Genomic DNA, 18,564 nt, shown 5'->3' with positions numbered 1-18,564 from the left:
AATTAAGCTTACAGCGTTTCACAGTTTTTAAAAATCAGAATAAGAATAAGAGCAATTAAACCTTGAAGAAGGTATAAGTAAATAATTGTTTTATTAGTTAAAGTATATTGCCATGAATTTTTTCCTTCAGTATATTCTTTCTTTAATTTTAAGTTAAAGTTAATATCATTTTCATTAATATTTCTTATTTCATCATAAAGTTGTCGATAACCTTTTTCTTGGCTTAAATAATATGCATCTAATCCCCAAAAAATTAATAATGAAAAATATACTATCGAAGCAAATAGAATATTAAAATCAGTTGCTGTGAGTGCTAATAAAGCTACAACAATTGTAATACTCATACCTTTTATTTGAAAGGAATTAGTATTCATCCTTGTAATAATATTTTGGATAAATTCAAGGTGTTTTAACTTGTTTTCCATATTATACAATTAGTTTAGTTTGGTTGTATTCAGACCAATTAATTGGGTCTCCATTAATTCCTTTATCAAAATTACTTTTCAGCCATTTAATAAACTCATTTGCAATATCAATATCTATACTTTTAGATTTCATATTTCTTCCTTCACTGCAAACATTCCAAAATTTTTCAGGAATTTTAGGTGAATTATTTCCAAAATAGAAAAAATCACTTGAAAACAATACGTTTTTACCTCCAGTGTCATTTTCTAGATGAGCTTTCTTATCAACAATTGAATGAGCTGATTCCTCCTGAATCCATTTACCTTTTGAATTTTTATGATAAAAATTATCACCATACATTTGAACTAAACTCCCATTTAAAAGAGGTTTTTTATATTGGAACCTTTCATCTTCCCAGTATTCTTCGAAAGTAAGCTTTCCTTCCACTTTCATTGCAAATATCAAATGATGTAAATTTTTCAACTGTTTACTACCAGTTCCAATTATCCAATCACCTATATTTAAATCTTTATTTTTTCTTATTGAAGGTTTACAAACTGCTAAAGTGCAGTATTGTCCAAAAGGATTTGGTGCTAAACCATAATCGTGATCTATTTTATATGAGAAGTAATTCATCTTTATTATTTATTACATTTTACTTTAGCCATAGTGTAAATTGGAGTTCTTTGACTACCATCAGGATTTTCAACAGGAAATTTTTTGTCAGCCATTATTTCTCCTAGCTTATCAATAGAATTCCATCCCATCGTTGGTCCACCATATTTTTTAAATGCTTCAGGTAATTCAACATTATTATTCCCATGAGTAAAAATACCAACTATTTTTTTTCCTTGTAGATAAGCTTTTCTAATTTCATAATTTACCCATTTACGCGTATGTGTATCTTTTCCAATTAAACATATAAAAGTTCCAGCCCAAGTTATTTGTCTTCGCAAATGTCTTTGTATTACTGCATCAGATGGTCTTCTACCATCTTTATGTTTAGTGCTATCAACTGAATAATTTCGAATTGTATATCCTCTATCATTGAGTCTATGTTTTAAGGCTTGAACCTTATCATCATCTTTACCATGATGACTTATAAAAACATTATGACTTTTACTTTTACTCATAAGCTCATTTATTTATATTTTTATTAATATTCCATTTTGGTGGATACCAATACTCTATTTCTTTTTTTTGGGGTTTAAATATTTGTTTTATTCTTGATCGTCCAGAAATTCCCAAAACATTTGGATGAGCAACCCTTGCATATTTGTCTACTTCACAAAACAAGTTTTGACAATCTATTAGTTGTAATTGTCTACCCCATAAATTTTTAAAATCAATATCATTCCTTTTGAATTCTAAATTTTGATTTTCTGTAACATATTTTATGATATCAGATTCACTATATTCTCCAATATCTGTAAAACATTTTTTTATACCATCTAATGCTCCTGGACCTGGAAAAACAAAATCCATTTCATCAAAATCTACTAGATTACTATAATTTATATCTATTGCATATTGATATGCAAGAAAATTTCCAATTGTTGGATATTCTTTTAATAAATTAAATAAATTTCCTAAACTTTTGCTATTTACAACCTTATCTGTCAAATCATCTTCAATCATAAATTCAATTAAGCGTAAATGATTTCGATGTTTTTTTGAATAACCGAATTTGCTTCGTCCTGAAGTCATAATGTACGCACCAGAGTAAATAGATTTACCATTATTCATTAGTGAAGTTAATATTTCATCATATAATTCAAAATTATATTGTCTGTATGAAATTTGCCCAAGCCTACTTAATAAAATTTCCCAAGTATCAATTTTATTAAATGTCTTGAATAACAATATCCTAAATAAAACTTCTTTTGCTTCTTGATTATGATTATAAATAACATTCTTTATTAAATATTGACTAACCCTATCTGATGCTCTATAAGCATTTGTAAACTTATGTTTTTGCAATATTTCATCATTAGTCCAAATTAATTCATTATTAATTCTATTAAAGAAAATATTTTGTCTTTCTTCAGCAAATTTCCAGTAAGTCTTGTAAACTTCTGATTTTTTTGGTAATTTCTTTTTGACAATTAATTCCAATTTTATATATTTTACTAATAAATAATATAATTTATTTTTTGCCTAAAAAAGTAAGCATGCGATTCTTTTTACTAACTAAAACCCTTCCCCCATCATTTTCAATTAATTTATTAAAGACTTGATAAGAATTAATAATAGTGTTCTCCCATTGTTTTGCAGAACATTGATTAACTTCTAAATCTTTTACTAGTCTTTGAACTAACTTTAGTAAGGTTGTGTCAACGTTTTTACTATATTTTAATAATTCACTATCTTTTAATTCACTATAGATAAGAAGCGAGATAAGCTCCTCAATAATTTGAGCACGTGCTCCATCTTCATTTTCATCAATTTCAGGGTTACTCTTTCTCTTTCTTCCTAAAAGCTTTCTAATTACTGGAGACCAACCTAAATTAGCCAAATAACCATAATGAAAAATATCATGAAACCTATAACCATCATCTTCATAATTATTATCCGTTAACGGGTCTCCAATTAATTTTCCAGTTTTTATATTTAGTATTTTGACTAACTTTTTTCCATTATCTTCAAAAGGAATAAAATGAATTTCAAATTCATCTGGTAATCTTTCATTTTCGGGAAAAATTTCATCATACTCTATAAAGGAAACATTATCTTCTTCCGAAAATCGATCAAAAATTTTTGATATATTTTCAGTAGCTATTTCATTAAGGCATAAATTGTTTTGAGAAGCAATTGCAGATATATACCATAAAACATCTCCTAATTCTTCCTTTAATTTATTTTCGAAATTATTATATGAATCTCCATCACGCAACTTTTTCTTTAACTCACTAACTACAGAGCCTGCTTCTCCAACTAAACCTAGATAGGTGATTACAATATTAGCAGTTTCATCTGCGTTATATTGTTGGACTGTTTTTTTTGCTTCTGATTGATAATCTTTGAAATTCATAGCTAAATCTTTTTCTTTTTGAAATAAAAATACAAAATTATATATTAACCAATAAGTTTGATTAATCCCATTGCATACACATTCCACTACTCTCCTATCGTCGTTTCGTAAAAAGCGTATTCCATTACATTTTTTAAAGAAAGATTTGATAAGAAAAAAAATAAAAGAAAATTGGAGTTTTTAAAGCTTTTAACCAAAGCTCAAGTTACATAACGCAGAACATTATAATTCATTTGTATAGTAATTTCTGTACAGCCGTTTTTCAGGCTATTTACACATAATATCAGATATAATACCTTTATGTTTATATCGATAGATATTATGTTAAAAGAAATCGACTTCAGAAGATTCATGAACTCAAATAAAATAGTAACTCGTGAATAAATTACGGCTAATGAATTTGTAGGTTTATTTGATAGTTATCTTGGTCATTAAAATTTCAAATACGCGATTCTCGTGGATTAGGAATGTAAATTTATAAGGAAAGAAACATTTTTTACAATCCATTAAATAGTTTAAAAAACCTCAAAAAATAATACCTATATTTATAAAGAATTAAGGCAAAACATAATATCAAATACATGACAAAACGAGCAACAAACTATTCTAGAAGAGAATTTACCAAATTATCTGCATTGAGTTTAGCGAGTATACCTTTACTATCTTTTCAAAATAATTTTGTCAATGAAATTTCATCTTCAGAAAACCTGAATATCCATTTGTTTTCGAAACACTTACAATTTTTAGATTACAATGATATGGCAGCAACTGCTGCAGAAATGGGTTTTCAGGGTTTAGATTTAACTGTTCGCAGAAAAGGCCATGTATTGCCAAGAAATGTTGTTGAGGATTTACCAAAAGCGGTTGCGGCTATCAAAAAATATGGACTCACACCAACAATGCTAACCACCAATGTTTGGGATGCGAATAGCCAATTGAATAAAACTGTTTTAGAAACAGCAAGTCGTTTAGGGTTTACACATTATAGAACAAATTGGTTAAAATATCCGGAAGACACACCTATTACCGAGAGTCAAGCTTTATTTGGCAAACAAGCCCTAGCTTTAGAAAAACTCAATAAAAAATACGGAATTATTGCCGGATATCAAAACCATACCGGTAAAAATGTAGGCGCTCCTATTTGGGATTTACTGCCAATTTTAGGTGCCACAAAAGGTGAGTTTATAGGTAGTCAATACGATATTAGACATGCGGTTGTAGAAGGTGGTGAGAGTTGGGAATTGGGTTTAAAGCGAATTAAACCTTATATCAATTCTATTGTTATCAAAGATTTTAAATGGGGAAAAGTAAACGGAAAATGGAAACCTATTAGTGTACCTATGGGACAAGGTATGGTCAATTTTAGGCGTTATTTTACATTACTTAAAAAATATAAAATTAATGTTCCTGTTTCTTTACACGTAGAGCACGATTTAGGTGGTGCAGAAAAAGGTCGAAAAACATTTACGATTTCTAAAAAAGAAGTGTTGAGACGTATTAAAAAGGATTTGGAATTTGTTAAAGAGACTTGGGAAAATTTTTAATAATCAAAACTTGAGTCATTAAAATTTCAATTACGCGATTCTTGTGGAATACGATTTCATTTATAAAGAAAGTCATTTGCTCACGAATTTATAATTTTAGTTTTTTGAGTTCGTGAATACTGAAGTATTTGTAACAATAATTTGCCATAGTGAAATGGCTTTAAAAAACAATTAGGCAGACATACCATTTATAAAAATATCAATAAATTTTTTCATTTTAGATAATATCCTATCACCAATTTCACGCGCTTTTAAAATGCTTGGTCTATTGTCTAAACATTTAAAAATATCTTGTCTAATGGGTTCTTGACCATTATAGGTATAGCTTTGTATCAAAGAATTAAATTGTGCTTGGTCTAAGTTTTCTTCCGTACAAATTTTAGTTAACGCTTTTACTTTTTGTTCTTGCCAATATTTTTCAAATTCATCAGTAATGCTGTCTGCATCAGAAATATTTGGTAAGTTTTCTTCTATAAATTTTTCGATAAGTTCTCGTTTGCTTCTTAATTTTACATCACCACCCAACAAATCTATAATGGCTTTTTTTTGTTTTGCTACTTCATTTTTATCAGCAGTTTTTAATTTTGATAGTAATTGTAATATATAAACAACGTTTATTTGATCTCTATGAATCAATTCCAATTCAAAATCAATATCATCTAAAATAGATACTTTATTAGTTTGATTGTTACTTTTTACTTTATCGTGTAAATCCCAATACTCGCTTTGGTAATTGGCAAAAGTCTGTTCATCAATTCCTAAATTTTCCCAATCAAAATCTACATAAGATTCTAACACATTTTTTGCTCTTAAAAGCCTTCTAAACGCTTGTACAAAAGCCAATTCTTGGTCTTCTCCTACCAAATCATCCACACTTTGATACGTTGGTGTTATTTTTAATAAATTTTCTAAAGCCTCATCAAATTTTTCTGCAATGTTTTCAAAAGGTGGAACAAATATCGATTCACTTGCATTTTTATTAGAAAATAAGGTAATGGCTTCATCTGTAGCCTTTTTTAAGTTTCTAAAACATAAAATGTTACCTTGTGATTTCTTTTCGCCTAAAATTCTATTGGTTCTAGAATAGGCTTGAATCAATCCGTGATGTTTTAAGTTTTTATCTACATACAACGTGTTTACTTTCTTAGCATCAAAACCTGTTAGCATCATGTTTACGACAATAACAATGTCTAATCTATCTTTGGCGTCGTTAAAAGTTTTCTTTTCTCGGTCTTTTAATCGCTTGCTAATATCTTTAAAGTAATTCTCAAACTGAACACTATCTTTTGTAGAAAAGCTAGTATTGTACATGTTGTTATAATCTGCAATAAAAGCATCTAGTTTTTCTCTAGAATGACTTGTAGAGGTATAATCAATCTCAGATTCTGCAGCTGTTAAGGTCTCATTGTCTGGAAGGTAATCTTGTGCATCTTCATTCGCTTCATTGGCACCATAAGAAAAGATGGTCGCAATTCTTAAATTATGTGCTCCTGCCCTTTTCTTTTCTTGAAAAATCTCATAATATTTTATCAAGGTTTTAATGTCACTGACTGCAAATAAAGCAGAATATTCTTTGTCAAAAGTTTTGGCACTATGATAGGCAATAATATAATCTGCAATTTTACGTAACCTTCTTTCATCCTTAAAAACAGCTGCTTTGTCAATATCCTCTACCTCAATATCTAGTAAAGTTCTTCCTTTTTGTTTGTATCTTCCTATATATTCAATACCAAATTTTAAGACATTTTCATCATCAATAGCGTCTGTAATCACATATTTGTGCAAACATTCTCCAAACAAATCTTTGGTCGTTCTTTTACCTAAATCGTTTTTGGATGCATTGTCAGCAAAAATCGGTGTTCCTGTAAAGCCAAATAATTGAGAATTTGTAAAATAATCGGTTATTTTTTGATGTGTCTCTCCAAATTGACTTCTATGGCATTCATCAAAAATAAGTACCACTCTCCTATTCTTTAAGCTAGATAATTGGTTTTCATAATGACTTTTAGAAATGGCATTATTCAACTTCTGAATGGTAGTTAACACCAATTTAGATTCATCTGCTAATTGTTTTACCAAACTGCTTGTGTTATTGGTAACATCTACACTATCTTTCTTAAAAGAATTGAATTCTTTCATAGTTTGATAGTCTAAATCTTTTCTATCTACCACAAACAACACTTTATCTACAGAAGGTAAGTCCATAATAATCTGACTTGCTTTAAAAGAAGTCAACGTTTTACCAGAACCTGTGGTATGCCATATATATGCATTTTCTGTAGTGTTTTCTACTTGTGCTACTAATTTTTCTACAGCATAATATTGATAAGGTCTTAATACCATTAAAATTTTATGCGTTTCATTTCTAACTATATACTTAGCAATCATTTTACCCAAATGGTCTGGGCTTAAAAATGCGTTTGTAAAATCGGGTAATTCTTTAATGTTTTTGTTGTTCTCATCTGCCCAATAAAAGGTTTGTTTTACAGATTGTAAAGCATTGTTTGCCAAATATTTGGTATTGACTCCATTACTGATGACAAACAGTTGTACATACTGAAATAACCCGTGATTAGACCAAAAAGAATGTCTTTGATAGCGATTAATTTGATGAAACGCTTCTTTTATTTCTAAACCACGTCTTTTAAGTTCTATTTGAACTAAAGGCAAACCATTGACCAACAACGTCACATCATATCTATTTTTGTAAGTACCTTCTTGTGTGATTTGATTGGTGACTTGAAACAAATTGTCATTCCAATTTTCGCTATTAAAAAAACGAATGTAGGTTGCTTCTCCATTATCATTTTCAAACTGAAAACGACCTCTTAAAGTTTTCGATTTCTCAAAAACATTTCCTTTTTCTAAATGATTTAATATTTTTTGAAATTCTTTATTTGAAAATGTAAGTTGATTGAAACGCTCTAACTGACTTTTTAAATTGGCGACCAATGCAGAACCATCTAAAATAGTTGCTTTTTTATAGTCTAATCCTACTAATTGTTTGATTAGGTTGTTTTCTAGTTGTAATTCGGATTGTTTACTCATAAACTATCATATTTATTTTGTAAATCTTCTTTTATTTTTTCGCGTTCTGAATCAATATAAAAATTACTGTACTTTGATAATATCCTATTTATTAATCTTTTCTTTAACTCTTCGGGTGTAATTAAACCTTCTTTAATCCAAATCTCTTCTACTTTCTTTTCATTTTTTAATTCCTTAATTATATGATCTGAAAATAGCTCATATAAATTGTTATTATTTTTTATTTCTCTAAAAACTTTATTTGCAAATTGTTTTTGTTGAAATTTACTTTTTCTAAAATCATCTAAATAAATTGTAAGAAACTTTTTAGCAATTAATTTTTTATTATCATCATCAAGTTTATCGAACAAAGCACCTAAAATTCTAGAAGCATCATTTTCTAATTCCCAATCACCATTAAAATTCGAAGTAACATTTAATATTATTTCCTTGTAATCAGATTGGTTTAAATCTAATTTTGAAACTAAAATTGATATAATCTCATCTTGAGAGAATTTTCTCCAATAATCTCCAGTTAATTTATTTTTAATTGAATTCTTGTAAGTATTAAGATTCTCTTCTTCAATCTTTTCTATTAAAAACTTCAACTTTTGTTTTGTATTAAATTCTAATGAAATATGTGGAAGAACATTTACTAAATTTTTAGGTATATCATTATTCAAAACTTCATTTTGTTGCATAAAGTTTACGAAAGCACTTTCATCAGATTCATTTATAATCTCCTTATAAATTTCTGACCAATTTGATTTACTTATATTATTATCTTGATCTGTTTCAATCTTACCCCGTAAACTTATATATTCAGAAGCACTTATTTCAACAATGTTTTTAGTAGATGCTTCTCGGTAACAGTGTAAAATATATTTATCTAGTCTTAAATTACCATCTACTATTTCATTTATATTCTCTTCACCATGTATTAAAATACAATTCTGTCTCAATCCATCTCTAATAGCATTCACAAAATTATCCTTCAATCTATTATGAGATATAAATATCCCCAATGTTCCTTCTAGTTTTGAGTTAATTTTACCAAGGAATGAATATAATTTAGAAGCAGCTAAAGTGCCACTATTTTCCCATTTAGCCTCTAATAAAAATATTCTAGAACCTATTTCAATTGCTCCGTCAATTTGTTGACTTTGGTCTTTTGTTTTGTATGATTTATTGATTAATATTTTACAATCATCAAACATTTCATTAATAAGTTTCTCAAAAGCAAAACCCCTAGGTCTTGAATCTAATTTTGAAATTTCATCATATTTTTCTCTATAATTCATAACTATATCTTAAACAAACAACTGCTGCAACAAGCCTTTTTTAAACGTTTGTGTATTCGTAATTTGCAATGCTACATTCGTAATTTTTTTATCGAGTGCACTTAAATAATTGGCTATTTTTTGTTGTTCTTTTAGGGATGGAGTTTTTATTTTAAATTTAGAGAAATCGGTTTTATTTATTATTGGTAAAGTTGTATTTGCTTGTGTTGATTTTATTTTAGGAGTTAAAAAGAGTAAATAATAATAAACATATTCATAATTATATTTTTGATAAGGAATTATTGAATTTATTTGTTGATTAGTTATACTCTCTTTTGTTGTTAGACACATTTTTCCAATTGAAGCAATACAAGTGTATACAATAGAATTAATGGGTAAAATATTCAATCTTTTATTCTTAACTACAGTTCTTTTTGTTTGTGTTTGAAATTTTATATTTTCCTGTATATCTGTTGGTGTAATAAACTGAATTTCACCATTCCATAATTTTTCGTCTGATGTGCTTGGTGTTTTTCCTGTTATTATTTTACCAACTTCCCCCAACCTTTTCTCTTCCCAATCAGGAAAATCAGTTCCATCATCATTTTTAAAACGCAATTGCTGAGAAAACAATTGTTGCATTGCACCTTTTTTGTAGTTTTCTAATAACTCTTTTTTGGTTGTGAGTTGTTGTATTTTGGTATCTACAGCTGCTAAAAAAGAAGCTATTTTTTGTTGTTCTTGGAAGGATGGAATTAATAATTTTATATTTCTTAAATCATCAACACCTACATTTGTTTGATTACCTGTACCCCCTTTAGATTCATTAAAAAAAGAATAATAAAATTTTGAAGTTTTTATCAAATTATTAATAAAATCAGCATCACTAATATTAGTTTTAGCTCTTAAACAAACAAGTCTTTGATTTAATAGGAATCTATCATTTTTAGGAATAACAATAGAATAACCATAATCTTTTTTTCCTACAGTACCAGTTAAAGTTAGGAGAATATCTTTCTTTTTTAGTAAATATTTTTTAAGCTTATCATCAATTTTTTCCCAATAAGATGGATTTCTATCAAGTTGTAATTCACTTTTATAAATATTAGACATTTTGAGTAATTGATATTTACTTTCAAAATTCTTCATCATTTTACTTTTAAAAGCATAACCAGCAATAAAATCAATCTTAGTATTTAATTTTTTTTTATGCCATTCACCCTCAAACTCTTTAAAACGAAGTTTAGGAACACGTACGTCATTGCGAAGCTCATGTTGCGAGGTACTAAGCAATCTTGCTGAAGCAATCTCTTTTTTATGGGCAGATTGCTTCACTCCGTTTTCAATGACTTCTTGGTTGTCATTGCGAGGCACGAAGCAATCTTTTTGCTCTTGCTTTTTAATATTATTTGTATCTCTTTGACTCATTTAATTTGTTAGTTTAATTAACAGATTGCTTCACTACGTTCGCAATGACGGTTAAAAAGGAGTTTCAATATTTAATTCTTTACAGAAATCTGCAATGGTTTTGTCTGTTGCTGCCATATCTTTTTCTAATGCTTTTAAGTCTGCTGAGATACCTAAAAGGTCTACGTCCTCTTCTTCTTCAAAAGTATCTACATAACGTGGTATGTTTAAATTGTAATCGTTTTCTTGTACTTCTGCTAAACTAGCAACATAACTGTATTTGTCTTTGGTTTGTCTGTTTCTGTAGGTTGCTACAATGTTTGCCAAATGTGCATCTGTCAACACATTTTGTGTTTTTACTTTTTCGAAATCGTTGCTGGCATCAATAAATAAAATGTCTGTTGTAGGTCTGTTTTTTTGTAATACCAAAATACAAGTAGGTATGCTTGTGCCATAAAAAATATTTGCTGGCAAACCAATAACAGCATCTAATTGGTTTTTATCTTCAATTAAATATTTACGAATATGTCCTTCTGCTGCACCTCTAAACAACACTCCATGAGGCAATACACAAGCCATGGTTCCAGTATCATCTAATTGATGAATCATATGTTGTACAAAGGCAAAATCGGCTTTACTTTTAGGAGCCATTTTTCCATAAGGCGAAAAACGTTCGTCGCTAATAATACTATCTGGATTCCATTTTGCAGAAAATGGCGGATTTGCAACAATGGCTTCAAAACGTTTGTCTATATGTTTTGGTGATGGATTTACGAGGGTATCTTCGTTATAAATATCGAATTTTTTATAATGTACATCGTGCATAATCATATTCATTCTACACAAGTTGTAGGTGGTTGGGTTGCTTTCTTGCCCATAAAAAGCACCTACTTCTTTTACTTCTTTGGCAACTCTTAACAGTAAAGAACCAGAACCACAAGTGGGGTCGTACACCGATTTTAATCGCTCTTTGTTAGTAGTAACCAATTGTGCTAATATTTTTGATACTTGTTGTGGTGTGTAAAACTCTCCTGCCTTCTTACCTGCTCCAGATGCAAACTGACCAATTAAATATTCGTAAGCATCACCTAACAAATCGTTTTCATCGTTTTCTAAGTCAAAGTCAATGCCTTGTAAATGCACGAGTACTTTTACAATGAGTTCGTTTTTTGCTTCTTCTGTTTTACCTAGTTTACTACTGGTTAAATCTAAATCTTCAAAAAGGTTTCCAAAATCATCTTCAGATTCACTACCCATTGTACTTTGCTCAATGTTGGTCAACACTTTTTGTAAATCTTCTAAAATGAATTTATTTGTTCCCCCAGAGTTTCCTCTTTTAGCGAGTTCATCAAACAATTCTGATGGATGCAAGAAATACCCCAAAGCATCTAAAGAAGAAAATTTAATTTCTTGTAATAACAATGCTTCTTGTTCATGACCCAATACATCATCATAAGTTAAACCATCGGGTTGTAAAATAGCATTGGCATGCAAGCCCATTTTTTTACTTAAATATTTATAAAATATAAAGCCTAGTATATAATCTCTAAAATCATCAGCATCCATATTACCACGTAAATCGTTGGCAATATTCCATAAAGTTTGATGCAATTGTAGTTGGTTTTCTGACATTTAAATGTGTGTAAATTTGTATGAAATAGGGTTCATAAATAATAGCAATTTGTTTTCTTTAAAATTAGAAAAAATATAAGAACTAACAAACAACTAAATGAATAGATTTTTTGCAACTAAGAGAATTTAAAGGATATAACAAAAATTTCTACTTTTAAATAAATTTAGGCGTAAAAAAAGCAACTGAAAAGTTGCTTTTTATCTTTAAAATTTGAATCTAAAGATTAAATAAATTTTGCTCAACCAAATACAATCTTTTCTTATAAAGAAATTTTTCCATTCTAATATATTGTCCTTCCGTAAAATGGTCCATACAATTGTCTGGATTATACCCCATAAAGTTTTTAACGTCTATAGTAGTAATACCATCACAAGATTTTATTGTTGTATCACACCCATCAAAGCAACAATAATTTTGAGGAGGAGTATCAGAAACTAAATCACCTGCTACACAGAAATTATTATTTTCATCTTTACAAGTACAATTAATGGTATTATGAAATGTATGATATAATCCAAAAAAATGACCCATTTCATGAACTAAAGTATCTCCTGTAAAAGAATCATTTAAACCTGGTAACGTTTTTTTTACTATTATAATATTATCTTTTTTGGTTTTGTATGTGTTATCAAATGGAAATGATGCTTGTCCAAGTAATTCACAACCATTAATAATTACATTTAATTGTGATTTATTAAAGTCTATGTTTTTAATCATATGATTATAATAATTATTATATTTTCGATCTTTAATTTTTTTAGAGCTAAAGGCTAAATACCAGTTTTTATGAACCTTGTATACTATTTTTCTTATTGAAAAACGTATGTTTATGTAGGCAAAAGCATTGTTAAGTATTGATATTTGTTCATTTAAAACTGAAGAGTCTATATCGGGTTCTCTATTACTTTTCTTGATAATGTAAAAATTAATTGGAATATCAAAAACCTCTGTTAATAACTGTGGCATAAGCATTTTATCATTTGAAAAATATTTAGCAACAGTAGAATCTGCTGTATCGTAACTTCCGCACTTACGAATAGGAAACAGAGTAGTATCTTTTAAAATGGCCATTGACGAACTAGAAACTTTTATATCATTATTTAAATTCAATGTTTCAATTTCAGAAAGTAATATCTTTTTTATTTTATTTTGGCTTAATTTTCCAAAGTAATCTTCAGTTTTTTCGTATAAAGAAGGTTGTGTTATATTAAAACTTTTTGTTGATTTGCTGGTAATTGTATCAAGTGATTTTTTAAAATCATTAAAGTTTTCGACATCTATAGATTTTTCACAACTTATAAACAAAATAAATACTAAAATATAGCTTAGGTTTTTCATAATTATTTGGTTAAATTATATGTTAAGCCAATATAAAAGTTAGGCTTGTTTGCAAAACGATATTGTATATCATTATCAATAGCTGTTGTTCCAGTAACTACATCCCCAACTTTTAATTCGGTTAAATTAGGTTGCCATGTATATATTAAACCTGTTGAAAAGCTTAATTTTGAAGCTAAATTTACTCCGATACCGCCAAAAAGTAAAGGTCTTTCTTTAGAAGGTCCAATACCCAATTGAAAAAACAGCGGTGTGTTCCAACCATTATTTAGATAAAAATTCAAATAAGCTCCAATAGCTATTTCATTCTCTACAGAATTCCCTTCTTCAATAATGGTCTCACCCATAGCATTAGTTGCTGTACCAAAAGTTTTAAAACTTACATCTGTATACAATATTCCACTAGATACAACTGGAATGAACTTTTTGTATTTTCTTAATTGAATAACATATTGTTTTTTTTCTTTTTCTTTTAATGATTTTGTCTTGGTATCAAAATCATAATAAGTTATATAAACAGTTGTTTCATTAACCTTACCTTTTTCAAAAGCAATATTTCCTATTCTTGTTTCTTTTTCCTTTTCTTTGTATGTATTTTTAATAATTTCTTCAAACTTAGAACTCATCTTCTCGTATTTTACCTTAAGTTCTCCAATAGTTTTTTCAAAACTAGTAAAGTCGTCTTCGACGTTTTTAATTTTTGTTCCTATAATACCATATACATTTGATTTTTGAACCTCATCAGCAATGAAATTATTAAATTTAAAGGCCTCAAATTCCGATTTTAAATTTGCTATACTATCTTTTTTAGATTTCAAGATACTATCTATCTTACTTTTTAAATTTTTATTGGTTTCAAAAGTGTTATCCATACTTTCATAGCTTTTCATTTTCCAAAGGTTAACAAACATCATATTATAATAATCTATTGCAGTTTTTTCTCCTGTATTATTAATCCTTTTCATGGCATTTAACAACTTATCATGTACAGGTTCGTCAATAAAAAAATCATTGTTAAAGCTATATAAGAAAGAAAATAATTCTATCATGTGTTTGTTTTTTAGGGTGACATTCACAGGCTTTATAGTAGCCCCACTTGTTCTACCACCTGACATAATTGAACCAGAACTAGTTGTTCCTATAGATAATAAAGTTGTACTTATTTGAGATAAGTATTCTGTCGCAGCTACCTCTAACTCATCATTTATTTGCTTGTATTCTAAAGATATTTTATATTTTAAAGGGTTAATAAATGTAGAATTAAGAATAATACTATTACTTTTTCCTTGTAGTTTTAAACTTTTTGGTAAAGGTTTATATGTGTCATCATCTAAAGAAAATTCTAATTGATCATTTAAAACATTAAATTTTATTTTATTTTTTACAACAGGGCTATTAATAATTGTTCTAAAGTCTTCTTGTCCTAAAGTTTTAATAACGCATGTTAACACTAAAGCAAATGTTAATAATCTAGTTTTCATGATATTAAATTTATATTTTTTTCAAATTTATAGGTATATTTCTACTATAAATTCCCTACAAATAGGTATTTCTAAAGAAATCAACATTCAACACTAAACGTTATAAATTAAAAACCAATAATCAAACTACGTTATCATCCTAACAAAGAAACGACGAGAAACCTCACTCTTAAACAACTAGAGTATTAACACATGTAGTACTAAGACATACTATTTTTAGGATTCTTTCTACTTCATCAGATTTATAAGATTCAACAAATCTGTCATTACGTATGTATTGAAGCAATTTCATCATACGTTTTTTACTTTTACTATAAAGCCAAAAAAGAGACAACCCTTTTAAAGGTTGCCTCTACAATCGCTATATAAGGCTTCTTAAAACCTTATGCGTTTTGTCTATCACAGACAAGTTTATTAGCCAATAGTACTAATACGCATAGCATTACTACTCGACAACTCATATAATTCACTATTAATTTGTTGATAAAACAAAATACCCGTGGCAACAACATTGGCAACAGTAACCGGTAAAACCGAAGAAAATCCTAAATCTACAGATAAGGTAGTATCTGCCCCTACTGCCCCACCAATAGGAATCGCTGCACTATAAGTAATACCGTTAACAATATTGTCTGCAGGTACAACGGGCTCATACTTTTTCAAATCAGGTACATATTCATAATTGCTTAAAATAGTTGAAACAAGTACCAATTTAAAATGGGTAGCTCCTTCTGGTGCTCGCAAATAATTAGAAGTATTAAAGTCGGGCACAACCCAAGTAGCAATACTACGATTGCTGTCTAAAGTTGGAGCGGTATATTCAGGGTAAAATATAGTAGTGAAAGGCACTTTAATATTGAATTCAAAACCTTCTAAAATAATTTTGTTTGTTAAGATATTAAACACACGTTGTCCACGAGTGCCAGACCCCAAAGAATTTAAACGTTTCATAACACCGGTCAATCGTCCAGTAATACTACTGTCCTTAATGTTCTTAATAATAGAACCAAACCCTTGCCGTAAGGCTTTTCCTACCGTAGCAGATGCCCCAAATTCCGACATGTTTTCACGCGTCCTTTTAAAATTTGGATCGTTCTCAATTCTACTTTTATCTACTCCTCCTGTGGTTCTCACAATATCTTTTCCTTGTGTTTCATAGAAAGTCAACCCTCCTAAAGAACCCTTTAATTTAATAAAGCCTTTTTGTTTAGCCATAATATATAGGTTTTATGACTGCTTTTAAAAATGCAAAACACATTAAAAAACAATCTGATTGATAAATAGGTTTGCATAGCATACAAACACGAATTAATCATTGGCCAAATGATATTAGGTAAGGTATAAGAAAGAAATATAGCAATTTGTAAAATCAAATATAGAAATGAAAATCATTTTAAAAACAAGTATAAATACCCGTTTTTTAAACCACAGTATAACCCTCATCATTATCAACCTTAGTCAAGTAATCTTGTATATTATTAATACGTCATTGCGAGCCCGCGAAGCAATTCCAAAACAAAAACCAAAAAAAGCAACCCCTTTCGAAGTTGCTTTTAACAATAATGACTAATATAACCAATTACACTAAAACATTCCAGGAATACCAGGTAATTGCCCTACTAAAGCTAGAGACACTACACAAATAATAAACATAACTCCCGGAATAATCAAACGTTCTTTTAAACTTAAAGACTTCGCACGTTCACGATCGCCAATTAATCCCATATTATCTAGTAACATGGTTAATGCCCAACCAAATACTGGATTTACAAAAGCACAGGCAAAAATACAAGTCCCTGCACTTAACGAATCGTTTTGTTTTTGTACCATTTGCATACCTGCTTCCAATAACGGTAAAAACACCCCTACAATTAAAGCGACTCTCAACACAGGTTCCCACATGGCTAAATCCATAGGATACCCAAAGATGGATGCCAATACACACAGAATAGCTGTTAAAATTGCTCCACCAGGAATAGGTCTTTTGGCTATAGCAGCCGGAATCATATACGTACCCCAAGAAGAAGCAATATTTCCACCACCTAAAAAAGCACCAACTACTTGTCGAATAGAAGAAACGGTCATCGTATCATCGACATCCATCAACACATCTTTGGCTTTTTTGGGGTAATTTAGTTCTTGAAAAACACGGTGACCTAAATAATCTGGAGACCACATGGCTACGGCTAGAATAGCAAAAGGGATTACCGCTATAAAATGACCAAAATCTGGCCAGCCCAAATTCCATCCCGTATTTTCTCCCCACCACCAAAATGGATTCATATGAGGCAATCCTGGAGCAGTTGTAAACTCAAACTGTACACCCATAAGGTAAGAAACTACCCCTGCAATAAACGAGCACAAAGGAATCGCCAACCACCTTTTTTTAATTCTTGCCAAATACGCATAAATAATAATGGTAATGGCTATAACCACAAAAGAAACTGTGGTGGCACTAGATTGTGATGCCCAAGTTTCAAACTTTGAAATCTGACTAATTAAACCAACTGCACCCAAATAAATTAAAAGTCCTCCTCTTACCCCAATACCCGTAAGCGCCATTAATTTAGACCCCCCTTTGGTAATACTTAAAACGAGTCCAAAAACTCCAATCAAAATCCCCAACGCCAAGGGGTGCCCTCCAGCTGCGGCTATAATGGGAATCAGCGGAATCATAGGTCCATGTGTACCTGCTAAATTGGCTCTAGGATTTAGGATAGCAGAAAAAATAATGACAAAAATCCCTCCAGCAATCAGGAGTTCATAACGTACATTTTCCGCTATAAATTCTGGGGATAACCCAAATTGTGCAGCAAAAGCTGCCACCATGGCGGTAACCATAACTACTTTTCCAATGGTTGCCGCTAAAGCGGGAACTAAATCTTCAAATTCGATATGAAAGTCACGAAAAGGTAAATGAATTTTCCAACGTCTAAACTTCATAGACAGAAGCTCATGCTCTAAATAATCTTCTCTTTTATCAAATTCACTAGATTTCTTTCGATTTTCTTTATAATGGTTAGATTTTTTGTTTGACATAAATTATGGGTATCGTATGTTGTTTGTTTTCGAGGCCAAAAGTAAATGCTATTTTGTATTTCAAATATGAGAATTGTCAGTTTTATAAAAGTAGTTACTTTTTTATAAATAAAAAAAAGAATGCAATACCCCTAAATCATGAGTCACATTACATCACTCCTCTCAAAATAGAATAATTTTAACCTTAATTAATCGGCCTAAGAAATCATACCCAACAACTTACATTTAGCAATCTCAAAAATAATATAGTTTAAGAATCTTACAACGGCATACCGAAAGTTGGTTGTGAATTTTGAAGAGAAAATTCTGAAGAATTTCAGACTGTTTGAGAGAAGCGAGTTTCTGAAATTCAGAAATTGAACAAAAAAATTAGACCAAC

14 protein-coding genes are annotated in these 18,564 nt (G+C 29.5%); 1 reads left to right on the top strand and 13 read right to left on the bottom strand.

Annotated features, from left to right (window positions below; translation table 11 throughout):
* Nucleotides 1–8: 8 nt before the first annotated feature.
* The 5 genes from DIS07_RS13450 to DIS07_RS13430 are packed head-to-tail and all read right to left on the bottom strand — an operon-like array spanning nt 9 to nt 3,436.
* On the bottom strand, nt 9–425 hold the full coding sequence (locus DIS07_RS13450) for a hypothetical protein (protein ID WP_109405774.1): 417 nt from the start codon (nt 423–425) through the stop codon (nt 9–11).
* 1 nt (nt 426) lies between these two features.
* Nucleotides 427–1,041, bottom strand: a complete 615-nt coding sequence (locus DIS07_RS13445; RefSeq protein ID WP_109405773.1) for an Nmad2 family putative nucleotide modification protein — start codon at nt 1,039–1,041, stop codon at nt 427–429.
* 5 nt (nt 1,042–1,046) lie between these two features.
* Entirely contained in the window at nt 1,047–1,538 is a 492-nt protein-coding gene (locus tag DIS07_RS13440) for a TIR domain-containing protein (protein WP_109405772.1), read from the bottom strand.
* A 4-nt stretch (nt 1,539–1,542) separates the two neighbouring features.
* Nucleotides 1,543–2,520 (bottom strand): nucleotide kinase domain-containing protein, encoded by a 978-nt coding sequence (locus tag DIS07_RS13435; protein ID WP_109405771.1) that lies wholly within the window; start codon nt 2,518–2,520, stop codon nt 1,543–1,545.
* A gap of 31 nt (nt 2,521–2,551) precedes the next feature.
* Entirely contained in the window at nt 2,552–3,436 is an 885-nt protein-coding gene (locus DIS07_RS13430; protein WP_109405873.1) for a nucleoside triphosphate pyrophosphohydrolase family protein, read from the bottom strand.
* Nucleotides 3,437–4,017: 581 nt separating this feature from the next.
* On the opposite strand from DIS07_RS13430, the gene DIS07_RS13425 reads away from it, so the two are divergent.
* Nucleotides 4,018–4,980, top strand: a complete 963-nt coding sequence (locus DIS07_RS13425; protein ID WP_109405770.1) for a sugar phosphate isomerase/epimerase family protein — start codon at nt 4,018–4,020, stop codon at nt 4,978–4,980.
* Nucleotides 4,981–5,151: 171 nt separating this feature from the next.
* Here DIS07_RS13425 and DIS07_RS13420 read toward each other — a convergent pair whose 3' ends face one another.
* From DIS07_RS13420 to DIS07_RS13385, 8 genes are all read right to left on the bottom strand, one after another.
* Nucleotides 5,152–8,028, bottom strand: coding sequence for a type I restriction endonuclease subunit R (locus DIS07_RS13420; RefSeq protein ID WP_109405769.1), 2,877 nt, complete (start codon nt 8,026–8,028; stop codon nt 5,152–5,154).
* Nucleotides 8,025–9,308 (bottom strand): hypothetical protein, encoded by a 1,284-nt coding sequence (locus DIS07_RS13415; RefSeq protein WP_109405768.1) that lies wholly within the window; start codon nt 9,306–9,308, stop codon nt 8,025–8,027. The genes DIS07_RS13420 and DIS07_RS13415 overlap by 4 nt, the downstream gene beginning before the upstream one ends.
* A 9-nt stretch (nt 9,309–9,317) precedes the next feature.
* Entirely contained in the window at nt 9,318–10,715 is a 1,398-nt protein-coding gene (locus DIS07_RS13410; protein ID WP_109405767.1) for a restriction endonuclease subunit S, read from the bottom strand.
* Between the two features lie 51 nt (nt 10,716–10,766).
* Entirely contained in the window at nt 10,767–12,326 is a 1,560-nt protein-coding gene (locus DIS07_RS13405; RefSeq protein ID WP_109405766.1) for a type I restriction-modification system subunit M, read from the bottom strand.
* 217 nt (nt 12,327–12,543) lie between these two features.
* Nucleotides 12,544–13,665 carry a M43 family zinc metalloprotease gene (locus DIS07_RS13400; protein WP_109405765.1) on the bottom strand — a complete coding sequence of 374 codons (1,122 nt, stop codon included), beginning with the start codon at nt 13,663–13,665 and terminating at the stop codon, nt 12,544–12,546.
* 2 nt (nt 13,666–13,667) lie between these two features.
* Nucleotides 13,668–15,146: a hypothetical protein gene (locus tag DIS07_RS13395; RefSeq protein ID WP_109405764.1), complete on the bottom strand. Its 1,479-nt coding sequence runs from the start codon at nt 15,144–15,146 to the stop codon at nt 13,668–13,670.
* A gap of 414 nt (nt 15,147–15,560) precedes the next feature.
* Complete coding sequence (locus tag DIS07_RS13390; protein WP_146190738.1) at nt 15,561–16,280, bottom strand: hypothetical protein; 720 nt, start codon at nt 16,278–16,280, stop codon at nt 15,561–15,563.
* Between the two features lie 450 nt (nt 16,281–16,730).
* Nucleotides 16,731–18,185, bottom strand: coding sequence for a DUF3360 family protein (locus DIS07_RS13385; RefSeq protein WP_109405762.1), 1,455 nt, complete (start codon nt 18,183–18,185; stop codon nt 16,731–16,733).
* Nucleotides 18,186–18,564: the final 379 nt, after the last annotated feature.

This window comes from Polaribacter aquimarinus (genome assembly GCF_003129485.1).
Classification (GTDB): domain Bacteria; phylum Bacteroidota; class Bacteroidia; order Flavobacteriales; family Flavobacteriaceae; genus Polaribacter; species Polaribacter aquimarinus.
The sequence above is the reverse complement of the archived record's forward strand: the minus strand, read 5'-3'. Positions and strand labels throughout refer to the sequence as shown.

Coding starts and splice junctions, on each gene's coding strand:
- DIS07_RS13395 (WP_109405764.1), bottom strand. CDS start 15,146: ATGAAAACTAGATTATTAACATTTGCTTTAGTGTTAACATGCGTTATT.
- DIS07_RS13405 (WP_109405766.1), bottom strand. CDS start 12,326: ATGTCAGAAAACCAACTACAATTGCATCAAACTTTATGGAATATTGCC.
- DIS07_RS13445 (WP_109405773.1), bottom strand. CDS start 1,041: ATGAATTACTTCTCATATAAAATAGATCACGATTATGGTTTAGCACCA.
- DIS07_RS13440 (WP_109405772.1), bottom strand. CDS start 1,538: ATGAGTAAAAGTAAAAGTCATAATGTTTTTATAAGTCATCATGGTAAA.
- DIS07_RS13385 (WP_109405762.1), bottom strand. CDS start 18,185: ATGTCAAACAAAAAATCTAACCATTATAAAGAAAATCGAAAGAAATCT.
- DIS07_RS13430 (WP_109405873.1), bottom strand. CDS start 3,436: ATGAATTTCAAAGATTATCAATCAGAAGCAAAAAAAACAGTCCAACAA.
- DIS07_RS13400 (WP_109405765.1), bottom strand. CDS start 13,665: ATGAAAAACCTAAGCTATATTTTAGTATTTATTTTGTTTATAAGTTGT.
- DIS07_RS13420 (WP_109405769.1), bottom strand. CDS start 8,028: ATGAGTAAACAATCCGAATTACAACTAGAAAACAACCTAATCAAACAA.
- DIS07_RS13415 (WP_109405768.1), bottom strand. CDS start 9,308: ATGAATTATAGAGAAAAATATGATGAAATTTCAAAATTAGATTCAAGA.
- DIS07_RS13410 (WP_109405767.1), bottom strand. CDS start 10,715: ATGAGTCAAAGAGATACAAATAATATTAAAAAGCAAGAGCAAAAAGAT.
- DIS07_RS13425 (WP_109405770.1), top strand. CDS start 4,018: ATGACAAAACGAGCAACAAACTATTCTAGAAGAGAATTTACCAAATTA.
- DIS07_RS13450 (WP_109405774.1), bottom strand. CDS start 425: ATGGAAAACAAGTTAAAACACCTTGAATTTATCCAAAATATTATTACA.